The following is a 16,861-nucleotide window of genomic DNA, read 5'->3' on the forward strand; positions in this document are numbered from 1 at the left end:
TCCCCTTCCCCGCCCCACCGTTTTTCATCCCCCTGCTGGAGCGCACGTCATGACCCCGCCCGTCCCGAGCCTGACCGACACCACCCTCGTCGCCGACGTGAACGCCCGGCTCCGGGACGTGCCGGACTTCCCCAAGCCCGGCATCGTCTTCAAGGACATCACCCCCGTGCTGGCGGACCCGCGCCTGTTCGGCCGCGTCATCAACGCCATGTCGGCGCCCTTCCGGGGCCAGCACGTCACGAAGGTGGTGGGCGTGGAGGCCCGAGGCTTCCTGCTGGGCGCGCCCATCGCGCTGGCCCTCAATGCGGGCTTCGTGCCGGCGCGCAAGCCCGGCAAGCTGCCTCACCGCTCGGTGGTAGAGCGCTACTCGCTGGAGTACGGCTCCGACGGCGTGGAGATGCACGAGGACGCCATCCTTCAAGGGGAGCGGGTGCTCATCGTGGATGACGTGCTGGCCACGGGCGGCACGGCGGAGGCCACCGCGAGGCTCGTGTCCCGGCTCGGCGGCGAGTTGGTGGGCTTCAGCTTCCTCCTCAGCCTGGACTTCCTCGAAGGCCCCAACCGCCTCGGGCGCGAGCGCGTGACGACGCTGCTGACCTTCTAGATGAAACAGCGGCCCTCCGCCCGGCCGTAACAGCCCCTGCCGTGTTGCCTGCTGACATGCGGGCCGGGCCTGCGCACCCTCCGACGAGAACCAACCAACGATTCCACGGAGGGGACGACATGCCGGAAGTACACACTCGCGGCGGCGCCCGCATCCGCTACGACGACGCGGGCCAGGGCGAGCCCGCGCTTCTCTTCATTCCAGGGTGGTGCACCACCCGAGCGAGCTTCCAGAAGCTGATTCCCCGCTGCTCCGCCTTCCGCCGTGTCCTGTCCGTGGACATCCGGGGGCACGGTGAGTCCGAAAGTGGAGGCGCCGACTTCGACAGCACCACGGTGCTGGAGGACCTGCTCGCGGTCGTGGAGGCCAGCGGCGCGCGGCACATCGTCCCCGTGGCCATGTCCCACGCGGGCTGGTGGGCGCTCGACCTGCGGCGGGCGTTGGGCCCCGCGCGTGTGCCGCGGATGGTGCTGCTGGACTGGATTGCCACCGAGCCCACCCCGGCCTTCCTCCGCGCCGTGCGCGGGCTCCAGACGGAGCGCTGGAGCCAGGTGCGAGACGGCCTGCTCCAGGGCTGGCTGAAGGGGCTCGACGACGACGCCATCCGCCGCTTCGTGCGCGACGACATGGGCGCGTTCGACGAAGCCATGTGGGCCCGGGCCGGAAGGGAGATTGAAGCGGCCTACGCCCGCGAGGGCTCTCCGCTGCGAGCGCTCGCGGCGCTGGAGCCCATGCCGCTCACGATGCACCTGTACACGCGACCGGAGTCACACGACTACCTGACGACGCAGGTGGACTTCGGCGCGGAGCATCCGGGCTTTCACGTGCTGAAGCTCCCCGCCTCCAGCCACTTCCCGGCGCTGGAGGTGCCGGCGATGGTGGCCGCGGGCATCGAGGCGCTCGTCTCCGCTCGAGAGGTCCCCATCCACGCCAGCGCCGTCCCAGCCTGAGGCGGCGCGGGGACTACCGCAGCCCCAGGGCCTCCTTCATGCCATCGGTGCGCTCCCGGGCGCGCCGCATGGCGATGCGGGTGTGCTCGGGGTCCACGGGCAGCGGCATCCACGCCAGATACCGGGCACCGGCCCCGCCTTCCTTGAACTGCCCGCTCGCGACGACCATCGTCCGGTGCTGGAATGCCTCTTCCCAGGGGCCGCACCCCGACATGGAGAACTTCTGCACGGTGTCGTCCTTCGCCTGCGTCCAAGCGATGCAGGGGAATTCGGAGCAGTCCACCGCCACCACGTCGAGCCCCATGCCGCACTCGTTGGCGGCGCGAAAGGCCACACGCTCGAACCCCTTCGGCGTGAAGGGCTCCGGCAGCTCGGGCGCGAAGGCGAGGGGCCGGTCTTCGGGCGCCGTGTCCTGCTCGGGCGCCGTGTCCTGCACGGGCGCAGCCGGGACAGCCGCAGTGGGTTTCGGGAGCCTGCGGAGCACGGTGGCTTCACGCGCCGCCGAGGGCGTTGTCACGGCAGCCTCCCGCCTCGGCGCCTCCGACGGACGTGGTGCGGCGCGCGCATCGGACGGAGTGGATGCGGCGACGGTGGGCGCCTGGGCGGCGGCATCCCCTGCCAGCACCTGTGAAGTGACGGAGTCCCCGCTGAACCAGACCCCGGCGGAGAATGCCAGGGCCACGATGAGCCCCGACAGCGCGAAGCGAAGCGGTTTCATGGCGCCACCTCATTCATCGAGGATGAACTTCACCGGGTGCCCCGCCGCGCCGAAACAGCCCGCGGGCACATCCTTGCCGGGAACGAGCGTGAGCGCCGCTCCCTTCTTCTTGAGGCCCCCTCGCTTCAGGGGCGTGTTCTTCCCCGGCAGCCCCACGGAGACCTCATAGGCTCCGGAGTCACTGCGAGTCGCATGCAGGCGCAATGCCCCCTTCCAGCCGGGCCCGCGCACCTGGACCTCGCCTCCGGACTCGACTCGGAGGGCGTGTTCGCGTCATGCGCTCCACGCTAGCAGCGCCTTGGGGCCCTTCCACATTCGGGCCCTCGTCCCCAGGGGCAGGTGGGATTGACGCCCTCGCCCACCCTGTTTATAAGTTGGTCAAACAACCAATAAACACACCATGCCCCGTCCATCCAACACCGAGGAGCGCCGTCAGCAGATTGTCGCGGGCCTGCTGAAGGTCATGTCGGAGCGCGGTTACGAGCGCGCTTCCGTGAGCGAAATCGCGAAGGCGGCGGGGTTGAGCCCGGGGCTGGTGCACTACCACTTCAGCGGCAAGCAGGAGATTCTCCTCGCGCTGGTGGAGCAGCTCGCGGCGCAGGCGCGCCAGCGGGTGGCGACGCGGCTGGAACGGGTGAAGGGCCCGGACGCCCGAGCCCGCGTGGATGCCTTCGTGGAGGCCTTCCTCGCCACGGGCGACGACGCGGCCCCGGCGGCCGTCGCGAGCTGGGTCACCATCAGCGCGGAGGCCATCCGGCAGCCCGAGGTCCGAGCCATCTACGAGCAGGTGGTGCGCGCCGACCTGGAGCACCTGACGTCGCTCGTCGCCGCCGTGGTGGGACGACGCAAGGCGCCCGCGCTGGCGGCCGGGCTGTTCGCCGCCGTGCAGGGCTATTTCGTGCTCGCCGCCAGCGTCCCGGGACTGGTCCCCGCGGGCTCCGCCGCCAGTACGGTGAAGCGCATGGCCGCGGGGCTGATGGACTCGGCCGGCGTGAAGGAGGACGCATGAGGACGGCCACGAAGCTGGGGCTCCTCTCCAGCCTCTACCTGTCACAGGGGCTTCCCTTCGGCTTCTTCACCCAGGCCTTGCCCGTGCTGCTGCGCCATCAGGGCCTGTCGTTGCCTTCCATCGGACTGGCGCACCTGCTGGCGCTGCCCTGGGCGCTCAAGTTCCTCTGGGCCCCGCCCATGGACCGGCACGGTTCCACGAGGTGGGGCCGGCGGCGCGGCTACATCCTGCCGCTGCAGTGCCTGTCATCGGGGCTCCTGCTCGCGCTCGCGCTCCCCGAAGGGGGCCTGGACATGCGGCTGCTGATGGCCGCGGTGCTGGGCATCAACCTCCTGGCCGCCACGCAGGACGTGGCCACCGACGGGCTGGCGGTGGACCTGCTCGCGCCGGCCGAGCGCGGCTGGGGCAACGGCGTCCAGGTGGCCGCCTACCGCGTCGGGATGATTCTGGGCGGAGGCGTGATGCTCGCGGTCTTCGACGCGGTGGGCTGGCGCCCCACGTTCCTCGCGTTGGGCACACTGCTGCTCCTGGCCACCGTGCCCATGGCCCTCTTCCGCGAGCCCCCCACCGCGCCCCCACCCGCGCAGAGCCTGGGCCTGCGCTGGTGGCTGAAGCGTCCGGGGGCCGGCGCGTGGCTCACGCTGCTCGTCGTCTACAAGGCGGGCGAAGCCCTGGCCACCGGGATGCTGCGCACCTTCCTGGTCGACGAGGGCCTGTCGCTGACGGCCATCGGCTGGCTGCTGGGCGGCGTGGGCTTCACCGCGGGGCTCGTGGGGGCGCTGCTGGGAGGCGGGTTGGTGGTGCGGCTCGGAAGGCGACGGGCGTTGCTCGTCTTCGGAGGCATCCAGGCCGGCGCGGTGCTGCTCTACGCCCTGGTGGCTCAAGGCCCCACGTCCCTGCCCCTGCTCACCCTCGTCTGCGGCGCCGAGTACGTGGCCAGCGGCATGGCCACCGCGGCCGTCTTCACCGCGATGATGGACGCCTGCCGGCCGGACCACGCCGCCACGGACTACACCGTGCAGGCGTCCCTGGTGGTGCTGGCCACGGGCGCCGCCGCCGCGCTGAGCGGCTTCAGCGCCCAGGCCCTTGGCTATGCCGGCCACTTCACGCTGGCCGCGCTCCTGTGCGCGGCGGGCACGCTGTACGCCGCCCTCACCTTCCACCCGCCCCGGAGCCTGGCCTCCGAGGCCGCTCCCGAGGTGTCGTGATGACCATCGCCGTCTACGCCGGCAGCTTCGACCCCGTCACCGCCGGCCACATGTCCGTCGTCCGGCAGGCGGCCCGCCTCTTCGGCCACGTCGTCGTGGTGGTGGCCGTCAACCCGGACAAGCAGAGCCTGCTGTCCGCCGATGAGCGCGTGGCCCTCCTGCGTGAAGCCGTGGCGCATCACCCCAACGTCACCGTGGCCCGCACGCAGGGGCTCATCGTCGACTTCGCGCGGGACATTGGCGCCAGCGTCCTGCTGCGCGGCGTGCGCGGCGCCACGGATGCCCAGTTCGAGACGACGCTGGCGCAGAACAACCGCGCGCTGGCGCCCGAGCTGTCCACCCTCTTCCTTCCAGCCGAAGCCCACCTGGCCGAGGTGAGCAGCAGCGGACTCAAGGCGCGCGTGGCGCGCGGCGAGGACGTTTCCGCCTTCTGTCCACCGGCCGTCGCGGCGAAGCTTCGGGAGCGACTCGACCCTTCCCTCCGGAGCCTGCCTTGAGCCTGTCCTTCATCACCCTTGGCATCGGCGACGCCTTCTCCGCCCTGCGCTATTCGTCCTGCTTCGCCGTGGAGGCGGAGGACCAGGTCCTGCTCGTGGACTGCCCGCACCCCATCCGGAAGATGATGCGCGAGGCGTCCGAGTCCTCCGGCGTACCCCTGGACGCGGACCGCGTCAGCGCCGTGGCCCTCACCCACCTGCACGCGGACCACGCGTCGGGCCTGGAGAGCCTGGGCTACTTCTCCTTCTTCGTGCTGCAGCGGAAGCTGGAGGTGCTGGCCCACCCCGCCGTCGCGGACCGGCTGTGGGAAGGCAACCTGGCCGCGGGCATGGAGTGCCTCATCGAGCGGCGCGGAGAGCCCCCCAACGACAAGCACTTCGAGGACTACTTCCGCCACACGCCGCTCTCCACGGAGGCCGCCGTGCGGCACGGCCCCTTTCTCATCGAGAGCCGGATGACGTACCACCACGTGCCCACCACCGCGCTGCGCATCCACGCGGGGGGCCGCTGCCTGGGGTACAGCGCGGACACCGCCTTCGACGAGGGCCTCATCGACTGGCTCTCCACGGCGGACCTCATCATCCACGAGACGAACTACGGCGTGCACACGCCCTACGAGAAGCTGGCGGCGCTGCCCGCCGAGCTGCGCGCCCGGATGCGGCTCATCCACTACCCGGATGACTTCGACACCAGCGCGAGCGTCATCGAACCGCTCGCGCAGGGCCGGCGCTACAACGTCTGAGGCGCGAACGAGCGCCCGGGAGACTCCACCCCGGGCGCCCGGTGCCGTCAGGCGCTACTGCGAGAAGATGACCAGCGAGTAGGGACCGATGGCGAACGACGCGTTGTGCGACAGGCCGTCCTTCGCGCCACTGTAGGCCACGGTGTCAATCGACGCCGTGTTGCCGAAGTCGCCCGAGTACCCGTTCCAGTCGCTGTTGAAGCGCGCGTACCACATGCCCCCGCGCGGGAAGCCGATGTTGTAGCTGGGGAAGTACGTGCCGCTGAAGTTGGCGACGATGACGACGTCATCCCCGGGCCCGCCGTTCTCCCAGCGGTGGTACGCAATCACCTTGCCGCTGTTGTTGACGTGGTGGACGTTGACGTTGCCGCCGCGCAGGCCGCGCGTGTTGTTGAACCAGTTGCGGCGCAGCCGGATGAGGTCGCGGTACAGCGTCCGGATGCCGCCGTAGGTGCTGTTCTTGCCCCAGTCCACCGGGTCCGTGTCCTGGAAGTAGCCGTCCTCGAGGAACTCCTGGCCCTGGAAGATCATCGGGATGCCAGGCGAGGTGAAGACGACGCCCGCCGCCAGGGTGGAGCGCTTCTTGGCGGCCCAGCTGCCCGCGTTGCCCGGCCAGATCTCCTCCGGGACGCGCGCCTTGCCGTTGGCCACCTCGTCGTGGCTCTCCGAATAGATGACGCGCGCGGTGTGCCGCCCGCTGTAGCGCTGAGTGATGGCGTTGCGCACCGAGCTCATGTCACGGCCGCTGTCGTTCGACGCGATGACCGCCGCGCGGATGGCGTGCACGAAGTCGCCGCCCCACTGCGCGTCGAAGCCCGCGCCGCCCGAGGTGTCGGACGTGGCGTCGTTGGTGATGGAGTCACCACCGCCGAAGTCCTCGGCGATGCTGATCTTCCACGGCTGCGTGGCGTTGATTTCGCGGTTGATGGAGCGGAACACGCGCCACGCGTCGGGGATGGCGGTGGTGTCGCTGCCATTCTGCGTGCGCATGTACTTGGTGGCGTCCCAGCGCAGCCCGTCACCCCGGAAGGAATGGGTGAGGTTCATCATCGAGTCGCGAATGTACGCGCGGACCTCGGGGCGGCCGTAGTCCGGGCGGGTGTCGCCCCACGGCGTGCTCTTGCGCCAGTCGTTGTAGAAGTACTCGCCGCCCGAGCCCAGGCAGTCGCCGCTGAAGCACCACATGGGCAGGTCGCTGGGGCCGTAGTGGTTGTGCACCACGTCGAAGATGACGCCGATGCCACGCATGTGCGCCTCGTCCACGAAGCGCTTCATGTCATTGGGGTGCCCGTAGGCGCTCTCCGGCGCGAACGGGAAGGCGGCGTTGTAGCCCCAGGAGAAGTCACCGGCGAACTCGTACGCGGGCATGACCTTGATCATGTTCGCGCCCAGGTCCCGGACGTGGTCGAGCCTGGCAATCGCGCTGTTCCAGTTGCCGGGGCCGAAGCCGGGCGAGTCGTGGAACGTGCCGACGTGCATCTCGTAGATGACCATCTCGTTGAAGCCAGGGCTGCTGTACTGCTGCGCGTTCCACCAGTACTCGCCGTGGTCGTAGATGATGCTGGAGCCGGTGGAGTTCTCCTGCCACGCCGAGCGGGGGTCCGCCCGCCACGCGTCGCTGCCCCACTGGTTGCGGGTGATGAACTTGTACTTCTGGCCCGCCACCGCGCCAGACACATCGCCGGAGAAGTTGCCGTTGCCCTCGCGGCCCAGCTCAATCCAGGTGCCCCAGCCGTTGAAATCGCCCGAGACGAACACCCGGCTCGCCATCGGGGCCCAGACGCGGAACGTGGTGCCACCCGCATAGACGGTGGCGCCCATGCCGGGCCGCGTGGACGCGCTGAGCTGCTGGCTGATGACCGCCGTCTCTTCCGCGGAACCTCGCGGCGCCTCGAGCGCGGACTCCCCACAGCCGGCAATCACACCCGCCAGCAGGAGCGCACTCCACCTGTTGCTGTGCATCATGGATGACAACCTCCCTTGGTCAGGGGGCGTCCTAGCAACCGACGTAAATCCCGCGCAAACAGCTATGCTAGGAATCTGTAATTTTCCATCACAACACAGCGCGTCAAACGTATCCACCGGCACACCTGTCCCCCCTGTGCGACACGCGCGAGAAGTTCCCTGTGCTCGCCATCGACGCATGAGTGCGATACGCCCCACACGTTGCGCCCCACCCAGGGAGCGCGATGGGGAGAGCGACGTACGATGACGAAGAAGACAGCGCTGGCCCGGCGTGAGGCTCTGCTCGCGTTGGCCGCGGTCCTTGCCAGCGGATGCGCCACGAGCGCCCCCTCCCCCACGCCAGCACCGCCTTCCGGCACGGTGCGCCTGACGCTCCTTCACCTGGCGGACGTCTACCAGGTCCAGGCCGTCGAGGAAGGAAGGGGGGGCATGGCCCGCGCCGCCACGCTGCGCAAGCAGGTGCTTCGCGAGAGCCCCCACGTCCTGACGCTGATGGGGGGCGACACGCTGTCTCCGTCCGTGGAGTCGCTGGTGGAGGTGGACGGCAAGGCGCTCAAGGGCCGGCACATGGTGGACGCGTGGAATGCGTTCGGCCTGGACTACGCGGTGCTGGGCAACCACGAGTTCGACTTCGGCGACGAGGTCCTGCGTGAGCGCATCCGCGAGTCCCGCTTCACGTGGCTCGGGGCCAACGTGCAGGACGCGAAGTCCGGGGGCCTCTTCGCGGGGGTCCAGGCCTCCGCGATTCGGGAGTTGGGCGGCATCAAGCTGGGCCTCTTCGGCGTGGTGCTCCAGGAGACGAAGGCCACCACGAAGGCCGGCAAGGACACACACTTCGGGGACGTCTGCGAGGCGGCCCGGGGCGCGGTGGCGAAGCTGCGCGAGTCCGGCGCCCAGGTGGTGGTGGCCCTCACCCACCTGACGGCGGACCAGGACCGGGCGCTCACCCGCTGCGTCAAGGTGGACGCGGTGCTCGGGGGGCATGACCACGAGGCGCTGGAGGACCGCAGCACGGGCACGCCCATCTTCAAGGTGGCGGCGGACGCGGTGGACCTGGGCCGGCTCACGCTGGACGTGGACGCGGCGACGGCCACGGTGCGCCAGGTGACGTGGCAGACGATGCCGGTGACGCGGCAGGTGCCGGAGGACGCGGCCTTCAACGCGGCCATGCAGCCCTATGCCGCGCTGTTCAACCAGCTGTCCGAGCACGTGGGCCGCTCCCCCGTGCCCCTGGAGGCGCGGGCCGCGCTGGTGCGCACCCAGGAGACGAACCTGGGCTCGTTCGTCGCGGATGCGTTCCGCGCGGCGGCCAGGGCTGATGTGGCGCTGGTCAACGCCGGGGCGCTGCGCGCGGACGCGGTGCTGCCCGCGGGTGGTGTCACCCGGCGGGACTTGCACGCCATCCTTCCATACGCGGATGAGCTGGTGGTGCTGGAGGTGAAGGGGGACACGCTGCGCGCGGCGCTGGAGAACGGCGTCAGCCTCAGCCGCGAGGACTCACGGCCGGGCCGCTTTCCGCAGGTGTCCGGGTTGGAGTTCACCTTCGATTCGGACCGGCCCGCCGGACAGCGGGTGCTGGGCGTGACGGTGGGCGGCAGGCCGTTGGACAAGGCGGCCACGTACCGGCTGGCGACGCTGAGCTTCCTCGCCAGCGGCAAGGACGGCTACGACATGCTGCGGAACCAGCCGTCCACGCCGGCCCGGGTGACGGGTAACTCGCCCCTGGACGTGCTGGCGGAGGCGTTCCGCACTGGCAGGCCGTCGCCGCACGCCCAGGCGGATGGCCGTATCTCCCGGCTCGGTACGGGCGCCCTGGCGCCCGACGCGCGTCAGCCGCCCGCGCCGCTGAAGTAGGACGGGGCGCGGCGCTCAAGGCGCCGTCCAGCCTCGCACGCGATACACCACACGCCCCGCCAGCTCGCGCAGGGCGTCGGTGCTCAGGTTGAGCTGGAGGTGAAGGGGGACACGCTGCGCGCGGCGCTGGAGAACGGCGTCAGCCTCAGCCGCGAGGACTCACGGCCGGGCCGCTTTCCGCAGGTGTCCGGGTTGGAGTTCACCTTCGATTCGGACCGGCCCGCCGGACAGCGGGTGCTGGGCGTGACGGTGGGCGGCAGGCCGTTGGACAAGGCGGCCACGTACCGGCTGGCGACGCTGAGCTTCCTCGCCAGCGGCAAGGACGGCTACGACATGCTGCGGAACCAGCCGTCCACGCCGGCCCGGGTGACGGGTAACTCGCCCCTGGACGTGCTGGCGGAGGCGTTCCGCACTGGCAGGCCGTCGCCGCACGCCCAGGCGGATGGCCGTATCTCCCGGCTCGGTACGGGCGCCCTGGCGCCCGACGCGCGTCAGCCGCCCGCGCCGCTGAAGTAGGACGGGGCGCGGCGCTCAAGGCGCCGTCCAGCCTCGCACGCGATACACCACACGCCCCGCCAGCTCGCGCAGGGCGTCGGTGCTCAGGTTGAGGGCCCCAGACCTCGGCAGCCAGCTCATGCGCCGCAGCGGCGTGTTCGACGCCCGCGAGTCCACCGGCAACAGGTCCGGACGCAGCCCCACCGCCGCGAAGCAACCCGCGGCGCGCGGCATGTGCGCGGCGCTCGTCACCAGCAGCAGGGACTTCCACCCTCGCTCCTGGATGATGCGCGCGGACTCCACCGCGTTCTCCCGTGTATTGCGGCTGCGCCCTTCCGTGACGATGCGCTCCCGCGGAATCCCCCACTGCTGGAGCTGCCGGAGCAGCACGTCCGCCTCCACCACCGCCTCGGGCCTCGGGTCCAGCGAACCGCCAGAGATGAGCACCTGCCGAGCCCGGCCCTCGCGCAGCAGTTCGAAGCCCCGCAGGACCCGCTCCGCCGCCGCGTTGTACTCCGGTACGCCGGTGCGCTCCGTGGCGGCAGGATCCAACCCGCCCCCCAGGACGATGACGGCGTCATACGTGGCCCCCGGCTGGAAGGACCGCACCGCCCCCGCCTCCGTCGCCCGCATCAGCCCCATGGCCACCGGCTCGATGGAGAAGGCGTACAGCACCACCCCGCCCAGCACACTCAGCACCCGCGACAGCCGCTCACGTCGCCGCCGCAGCCCCCAGGCCGACAGCCACAGCAGCAGCGCCCAGGAGAGCGGCGCCAGCAGCAGGTCCAGCACCTTCGACAGGAAGAGGAACACGGCGCGCGGCGCCCTTCAGCGCTCGCCCCAGTGGAGCTTCTGCCGGAGGATGGAGAAGTAGGCCACCTTCGGGTTGCGCACCAGGTTCACCCGGTTGGGCGAGCGCTCCACCTCGATGCAGTCCCCCCCCTGGAGCCCGTGGCCCGTCTGCCCGTCGATGGTCAGGTACGTGTCCGCCGTCTCACTGCGCAGCGTCACCCGGATGGTCCGGTCCGCCGGCACGACGATGGAGCGCTGCGTGAGGGCGTGCGAACAGATGGGCGACAGCACCGTGCAGTCCACCGACGGGTGGACGATGGGCCCACCCGCCGACAGCGAGTACGCCGTGGAGCCGGTGGGCGTGGCCAGGATGACGCCGTCCGACTTGTAGGTGGTGATGGGCACCCCGTCGATGGACGTCTCGTGGTCGGCGATGCGCGCCAGCGCGCCCTTGTTGATGACCACGTCGTTGAGGACCTCGTCCTCGATGAGCACCCTGCCCCCGCGCAGCAGGCGGCAGGTCAGCTTCATCCGGGAGTCCACCTGGAAGCGCCCCGCGAGCACCTGCTCCAGCATGGGGTACAGCTCTTCCACCGGGACTTCCGTCATGAAGCCCAGGCTGCCCAGGTTGACGCCCAGAATCGGGACCCCGCGGCCACCGAGCAGGCGCGCCGCGTAGATGAGCGTGCCGTCACCGCCCAGCACCACCATCAGGTCCGCACGGGTCACCAGCTCCCGGTCATCCACCCGCGGCCAGCCCAGCTCATGGGCCAGCGTGCGGTCCGCCAGCACCGACAGGTGGGGGTACCGCTCACGGATTTGAGCCGCGAGCGCTACCGCCTCGGGCTTGTCCCTCTTCGCGACGATTGCCAGGGTCTGCACGCAACCCCGCCTTGTAGTCCAGGAGGGCCCCGGGCGCGCATGGGAAACGCCCGGGTGCCCGCCGGCTGACATACATCAGGACGCGGCTTCCAGCGCCTCGCCGTCGTCCTGGGAGACCACGCGGGGCTTCATGGACCGGCCGGCCACCTCGTACTGCTTGAGCAGGCGACGGAAGTTGGAGCGGTCCACGCCCGCCGCGCGCGCGGCGCTGGAGACGTTCTGGTTGTTCTTCTCCAGCAGTGCGGAGAGGTAGCGGCGCTCGAAGGCACGCATCGCCAGGCGCTTGGCCTGGGCGTACGGCAGGTGTGCCAGGCTGAACACCTCCACCGTGGAGTCCGGCTGCGGCGCGGACTGGAAGCCCGGCGGCAGGTCCTCCACGTCGATGACCTCGTTGCCCGTCAGCACCACCGCGCGCTCGATGACGTTCTCCAGCTCACGCACGTTGCCCGTCCACCGGTTGCAGGTGAGGGCCTCCATGGCGCGCGGGGAGATACCCGTCACCTTCTTGTCCGCCTTGGAGGCGTAGAGCTTGAGGAAGTGGTGCGCCAGCAGGGGCACGTCCTCCGGCCGGTCACGCAGGGGCGGCAGGTCGATGGTGATGACATTGAGGCGGTAGAAGAGGTCCTCGCGGAACTTGCCCTGCTCCTTGGCGCGGGACAGGTCCACGTGGGTGGCGGCGATGACGCGCACGTCCACCTTCACCGGCTCGTTGGCGCCCACGCGCTTGACTTCACCCTCCTGGAGCACGCGCAGCAGGCGGACCTGGGTGGCCGGGGGCACGTCGCCAATTTCGTCCAGGAAGATGGTGCCGCCGTCGGCCGCCTCGAAGAGGCCCTTCTTGTTGCCGGTGGCTCCGGTGAAGCTGCCCTTGACGTGACCGAAGAGCTCGCTCTCCAGCAGCGTCTCCGTCAGCGCCGAACAGTTGACCGCCACGAAGGGCTTGTCCTTGCGCGCGCTGCGGTAGTGGATGGCGCGGGCCACCAGCTCCTTGCCGGTGCCGCTCTCCCCCTGGATGAGCACCGTGGCGGTGGAGTGGCTCACCGTCTCCACCAGCTTGAAGACGGAGCGCATCTGCGTGGACTGGCCGATGAGGTCCTCGAACTGGCTGCGGACCGTGAGTGCCTCCTCCAGCGCGCGGGTGCGGTCCTTGAGCGCCTTGCGCTCGGCCGCCTTGGCCACCGTAAGGCTGACCTCGTCGATGTTCTCGAAGGGCTTGGTGAGGTAGTCGTACGCCCCCGCCTTCACCGCCTCCACCGCCGTCTCCACGGTGGCGAAGGCCGTCATCATGATGACCTCCACGTCCGGGCGGTCGGCCTTGATGCCGCGCAGCAGGTCCATGCCGGACAGGTTGGGCATCTTGATGTCGAGGACGACCACGTCGATGGTCGGATCCTTCGCGGCCGCCAGGCCCTCCACCGCGTCGTCAATGGCCACCACCGGGTGGCCCTCGCGCTGGAGAATCTGCGTCACGGCCTTGAGGACGACGGAGTCGTCATCCACGACGAGGACTTTGGCGCGCTTGACTTGGTTCACGGCAACCTCTCGAGCTGCAGGGGGATGGGCAGAAAAACGGTGAAGCAGGAGCCTTCGCCGACCTGGGTGTCCACGTGGAAGCTGCCCCCGTGGTCCTGGACGATGCGGTAGGCAATGGAGAGCCCCAGGCCGGTGCCTTCACCCGGGGCCTTGGTGGTGAACGACGGCTCGAAGATGCGAGGCAGGTACTTCTCCTCGATACCCGTGCCGGTGTCCGTCACCGCGAAGAAGCAGCGGTCGCCTTCGCGACCCGTCACCAGCTTCAGCTTGCCCTCACGCGTGGGCAGCGACTGGAGACCGTTCTGCAGCAGGTTGAGCACCACCTGCGCGAGCTGGCCGGGGTCGCCGTACACCTTGGGCAGGTCATCCGCGAGCCCCAGCGTCAGCTCCACCGTGGGCATGGACTTGAGCTGCGCGCGGAACAGCACCGCCGCGTCCTCCACGCACTTGGACAAGTCGAAGGGCCGCCGGTCCTCCACGCGGCTGTGGCGGCTGAACTTGAGGAGGCTCTCCACGATGCGCTTGCAGCGCAGCGCGCTCTCCTCGATGAGGCCCAGCGACTCCAGGTCCGCCTCGCTGCGGCCCGCGTCGCGCGACATCAACTGCGCGAAGGCGAGGATGCCGCCCAGCGGGTTGTTGATTTCGTGCGCCACCCCGCCGGCGAGCTGGCCCACCGCGGCCATCTTCTCCGTCTCGATGAGCCGCCGCGTCATCGACTGCTCCTCGGTGACGTCCCGGTAGGTGCAGACGACGCGCTCATCCCCCGCCATGGGGTAGGCGGCCACCACGAAGGTGCGACCGCCCTGGCGGACCTCACCGCGCGCGCCCTTGCCGCTCTCCACCGCCGCCGGCAGCGGGCAGCCCGTGCACGGCTCGTTGCGGCCGAAGAGGTAGCGGTAGCACGTGGTGTCGGAGGGAATCTCCTCGATGGAGCGCCCCGCCACGTCCGCGTACGCCAGGTTCGCCCGCCGCACCGCGAAGTCCCGCGCGCGCACCACGCACAGCGGCGTCTCCATGCAGTCGAAGGACAGCTCCCACTCGCGCTTGGCCTGGCTCAGCATGCGCGTGCGTTGGGCGACGCGCTCCTCCAGGTCCGCGTTGAGCAACTTCAGCTCCGCGTTCTGCGCCTGCGTCACCGTGTAGAGCCGCTCGTTCTCCGCCTGGAGCGCGTACTGCTCGAAGGCGCTCTTCACCGTCAACACCAGGTGGCTGTCGTTCCAGGGCTTGGAGATGAAGCGGAAGATCTCCGACCGGTTGATGGCCTCTTCGATGGCCTGCTGGTCCGCCTGACCCGTCAGCATGATGCGCTGGGCCCGCGGCGCCTGCTGCTTCACCCGGGTAAGGAAATCGACGCCATTCATCCCCGGCATGCGGAAATCGGAGATGACCACCTCGGGGTGGAAGGCCTCCACCGCCCGCAGGCCCTGCTCGGCATCCGTCGCCGTCTCGATGTCCCAGTCGCCGCGGCGCAGCACCCGGCGGATGGACTTGAGGATGTTCTCCTCGTCATCCACCAGGAGCAGCCGCCCGCGTGGCGATTCGGCCTGCTGACCGTGGACATATGCGGCTTGAGAACCCATGAATTGTTTCCGCCCCTAGACAAATGCAATGGCCCTGCCAGCAGAAACTCCCTGCCCAACAGTCTGGAATCACGGGCCTTGACATTTCCATGGCGCGAAAAAACACAGGGTCCAATTAGACCCATCCCCATCAAATGGGTCAATACGGACCCCGGGTCTTTGACCCGGGCTAGGTTCCGAGCGGACCGACCGGGAGCTGGGGATGTAGGCAGATGCGATCCCTGCCGTCCCGTTTGGCCTGATAGAGGGCCTCGTCGGCCGTCAGGAGCAGCTGCTCCGGGGTGAGGACGGTGCGGTGGGGGAAGCTGGAAACCCCCAATGACGCGGTGACTTGCAGGCTGTCCGACACCTCCAGCCGCAGGGCGCGCAGCTCGCGGCGGACGCGCTCGGCGACGGTGAGCGCCCCGGTGAGGTGGGTGCGGGGCAGCAGCACCGCGAACTCCTCGCCGCCATAGCGGGCCACCAGGTCCGTCTCGCGCACGCCCCGGGTGAGCGCGGCGGCCACCTCGCGCAGCACGCCGTCGCCCGCGGAGTGGCCGTACTTGTCGTTGATTTCCTTGAAGTAATCCAAGTCCAGCAGGATGAGCGACAGGGAGTCGTCATAACGCTGGGCACGGCGGAACTCCTCCCTCAGCCGCTCCTGGAAATGCCGGTGGTTGTGGAGGCCCGTGAGGCCGTCCGTCGACGACAGCCGCTGGAGCTCGCTCACCTGGGCGGCGAGCGACTCCATCCGAGCCTGTACGGCCAGGGCGCGATGCACCCGGGCCACCAGCTCATCCGGCGACCATGGGTCCAAAACGACCTCGGCACCTCGGCGCAGGGCCTCCAGCCAGAGGCCCCTGGGTTCGGGTGGCGCCACGAGCACCACGGGGGGCCCCACTGGGCCTTCCTCGGGCATCAGGCGTTCGAGCGACCCCACGCTGGCCTGGGCGTCCTCGCCCGGGCAGAGCACCACCAGCGATACCTCCCGCGCCAACCTCGGCACCTCCGGGCCGTGGGCGGTGATTCGGAGGGCGAAATCCTCCGGGCCCAGCGCACGGGCCAACCGAGGCAACGTCGACTGCGAGTCGTCCACTACCAGCAGGGTGAAGGGCCTGGAGTTCACAGTGTCCCCGCAAAATGGTGATTTCACGGTACCATAGGCGTGCGACGATATGCGACCCCTGCAATTGGATAAAAACCGGATTCTCTGCTAGCGAGCCGCCAACTTCGCAGGTCCGCCCGCCGAGGTCGCTCGTGGCCCAATACCCAAGCATCAGCCTGTTCTTCCCCGCATGGAATGAAGAGGACTACGTCGAGCGCGCCGTCAGCCGGGCGCTGGAGGTCCTCCCTGCCCTGACGGACGACTTCGAAATCATCGTCGTCAACGACGCATCCACGGACCGCACCCGTGAGGTCTGTGAGGCGCTGGCCCTGAAGGTTCCCCAACTGCGTGTCATCCACCACCCCGTGAATCTGAAGCTGGGTGGCGCCATGCGCACCGGGCTGGCGGCCTCGACGAAGGACATCGTCGTGTACTCCGATGTGGACCTGCCCTGGGACATGCGCGAGCTGGAGCGGGCGCTGCACCTGATGTCGTACCTGGAGGCGGACATGATTTGCGCCTTCCGGTTCGACCGCACGAGCGAGGGCCCCAAGCGCATCATCTACTCGTTCGTCTACAACATGCTCATCCGGTCGCTGTTCGACATCCAGATCAAGGACGTCAACTTCAGCTTCAAGGTGATGCACCGCCGCGTGCTGGAGTCCATGGAGCTGCACAGCCAGGGCTCGTTCATCGACGCGGAGCTCGTGGTGAAGGCCATCCGCCAGGGCTTCCGCGTGTTCCAGATGGGCGTGGACTACTTCCCACGCACGCGCGGCGTGTCCACGCTGGCCTCGCCCTCCGTCATCACGAAGATGGTGCGGGAGCTGGTGAAGCTCTATCCGAAGATGCGCGCGCCGCAGCCGCCAGTGCACCCGGTGCGCTTGCCGCCTTCCGTCCAGCAGCTCCACGCGGTGCCGCCGGGCCGCACGGCGCGAGGCTGAGCC

Annotated in this window: 17 protein-coding genes; 9 read left to right on the plus strand and 8 right to left on the minus strand. The window is 69.6% G+C overall.

The window, feature by feature from the left end:
* The first annotated feature begins 49 nt into the window (after window positions 1-49).
* Both HNV26_RS17545 and HNV26_RS17550 read left to right on the plus strand, forming a co-directional pair.
* Window positions 50-604 carry an adenine phosphoribosyltransferase gene (locus tag HNV26_RS17545; protein WP_171442624.1) on the plus strand — a complete coding sequence of 185 codons (555 nt, stop codon included), beginning with the start codon at window positions 50-52 and terminating at the stop codon, window positions 602-604.
* Window positions 605-723: 119 nt separating this feature from the next.
* Entirely contained in the window at window positions 724-1,554 is an 831-nt protein-coding gene (locus HNV26_RS17550) for an alpha/beta fold hydrolase (protein WP_171442623.1), read from the plus strand.
* 13 nt (window positions 1,555-1,567) lie between these two features.
* On the opposite strand, the gene HNV26_RS38455 is transcribed toward HNV26_RS17550, so the two are convergent.
* Both HNV26_RS38455 and HNV26_RS17560 read right to left on the minus strand, forming a co-directional pair.
* Window positions 1,568-2,272, minus strand: a complete 705-nt coding sequence (locus HNV26_RS38455) for a hypothetical protein (RefSeq protein WP_253816711.1) — start codon at window positions 2,270-2,272, stop codon at window positions 1,568-1,570.
* Window positions 2,273-2,281: 9 nt separating this feature from the next.
* On the minus strand, window positions 2,282-2,476 hold the full coding sequence (locus tag HNV26_RS17560) for a hypothetical protein (RefSeq protein ID WP_171442595.1): 195 nt from the start codon (window positions 2,474-2,476) through the stop codon (window positions 2,282-2,284).
* Between the two features lie 196 nt (window positions 2,477-2,672).
* Here HNV26_RS17560 and HNV26_RS17565 point away from each other — a divergent pair, with 196 nt between their 5' ends.
* The 4 genes from HNV26_RS17565 to HNV26_RS17580 are packed head-to-tail and all read left to right on the plus strand — an operon-like array spanning window position 2,673 to window position 5,729.
* Complete coding sequence (locus HNV26_RS17565) at window positions 2,673-3,281, plus strand: TetR family transcriptional regulator (protein ID WP_171442622.1); 609 nt, start codon at window positions 2,673-2,675, stop codon at window positions 3,279-3,281.
* Complete coding sequence (locus tag HNV26_RS17570) at window positions 3,278-4,489, plus strand: MFS transporter (protein WP_171442621.1); 1,212 nt, start codon at window positions 3,278-3,280, stop codon at window positions 4,487-4,489. Before HNV26_RS17565 ends, HNV26_RS17570 begins: the two co-directional genes overlap by 4 nt.
* Window positions 4,489-4,986 carry a pantetheine-phosphate adenylyltransferase gene (gene coaD, locus HNV26_RS17575; RefSeq protein ID WP_090490011.1) on the plus strand — a complete coding sequence of 166 codons (498 nt, stop codon included), beginning with the start codon at window positions 4,489-4,491 and terminating at the stop codon, window positions 4,984-4,986. The genes HNV26_RS17570 and coaD overlap by 1 nt, the downstream gene beginning before the upstream one ends.
* On the plus strand, window positions 4,983-5,729 hold the full coding sequence (locus tag HNV26_RS17580; protein WP_171442620.1) for an MBL fold metallo-hydrolase: 747 nt from the start codon (window positions 4,983-4,985) through the stop codon (window positions 5,727-5,729). Before coaD ends, HNV26_RS17580 begins: the two co-directional genes overlap by 4 nt.
* Before the next feature lie 54 nt (window positions 5,730-5,783).
* Here HNV26_RS17580 and HNV26_RS17585 read toward each other — a convergent pair whose 3' ends face one another.
* On the minus strand, window positions 5,784-7,694 hold the full coding sequence (locus HNV26_RS17585) for an alpha-amylase family glycosyl hydrolase (RefSeq protein WP_171442619.1): 1,911 nt from the start codon (window positions 7,692-7,694) through the stop codon (window positions 5,784-5,786).
* Between the two features lie 243 nt (window positions 7,695-7,937).
* Between HNV26_RS17585 and HNV26_RS17590 the strand changes: the two genes are divergently transcribed.
* Window positions 7,938-9,548: a bifunctional metallophosphatase/5'-nucleotidase gene (locus tag HNV26_RS17590; protein ID WP_171442618.1), complete on the plus strand. Its 1,611-nt coding sequence runs from the start codon at window positions 7,938-7,940 to the stop codon at window positions 9,546-9,548.
* A gap of 99 nt (window positions 9,549-9,647) precedes the next feature.
* Window positions 9,648-10,064 (plus strand): 5'-nucleotidase C-terminal domain-containing protein, encoded by a 417-nt coding sequence (locus tag HNV26_RS17595; protein ID WP_366816891.1) that lies wholly within the window; start codon window positions 9,648-9,650, stop codon window positions 10,062-10,064.
* Window positions 10,065-10,079: 15 nt separating this feature from the next.
* Here the strand turns inward: HNV26_RS17595 and HNV26_RS17600 are convergent, their stop codons facing one another.
* The 5 genes from HNV26_RS17600 to HNV26_RS17620 all read right to left on the minus strand — a co-directional run bounded on the left by HNV26_RS17600 (window position 10,080) and on the right by HNV26_RS17620 (window position 15,962).
* The gene (locus HNV26_RS17600; RefSeq protein WP_171442617.1) at window positions 10,080-10,856 is read right to left on the minus strand and encodes a YdcF family protein; all 777 of its coding nucleotides are present in this window, start codon (window positions 10,854-10,856) and stop codon (window positions 10,080-10,082) included.
* Window positions 10,857-10,871: 15 nt separating this feature from the next.
* Window positions 10,872-11,717 (minus strand): NAD(+)/NADH kinase, encoded by an 846-nt coding sequence (locus HNV26_RS17605; RefSeq protein WP_171442616.1) that lies wholly within the window; start codon window positions 11,715-11,717, stop codon window positions 10,872-10,874.
* Between the two features lie 75 nt (window positions 11,718-11,792).
* Window positions 11,793-13,250, minus strand: coding sequence for a sigma-54-dependent transcriptional regulator (locus HNV26_RS17610; RefSeq protein ID WP_011555329.1), 1,458 nt, complete (start codon window positions 13,248-13,250; stop codon window positions 11,793-11,795).
* On the minus strand, window positions 13,247-14,830 hold the full coding sequence (locus HNV26_RS17615; RefSeq protein ID WP_171442615.1) for an ATP-binding protein: 1,584 nt from the start codon (window positions 14,828-14,830) through the stop codon (window positions 13,247-13,249). Before HNV26_RS17615 ends, HNV26_RS17610 begins: the two co-directional genes overlap by 4 nt.
* A 169-nt stretch (window positions 14,831-14,999) precedes the next feature.
* The gene (locus tag HNV26_RS17620) at window positions 15,000-15,962 is read right to left on the minus strand and encodes a GGDEF domain-containing protein (RefSeq protein ID WP_171442614.1); all 963 of its coding nucleotides are present in this window, start codon (window positions 15,960-15,962) and stop codon (window positions 15,000-15,002) included.
* 104 nt (window positions 15,963-16,066) lie between these two features.
* On the opposite strand from HNV26_RS17620, the gene HNV26_RS17625 reads away from it, so the two are divergent.
* Complete coding sequence (locus HNV26_RS17625) at window positions 16,067-16,858, plus strand: glycosyltransferase family 2 protein (RefSeq protein ID WP_171442613.1); 792 nt, start codon at window positions 16,067-16,069, stop codon at window positions 16,856-16,858.
* Window positions 16,859-16,861 lie beyond the last annotated feature (3 nt).

It is taken from the genome of Myxococcus xanthus (assembly GCF_013116825.1).
Taxonomy (GTDB): Bacteria; Myxococcota; Myxococcia; order Myxococcales; family Myxococcaceae; genus Myxococcus; species Myxococcus xanthus_B.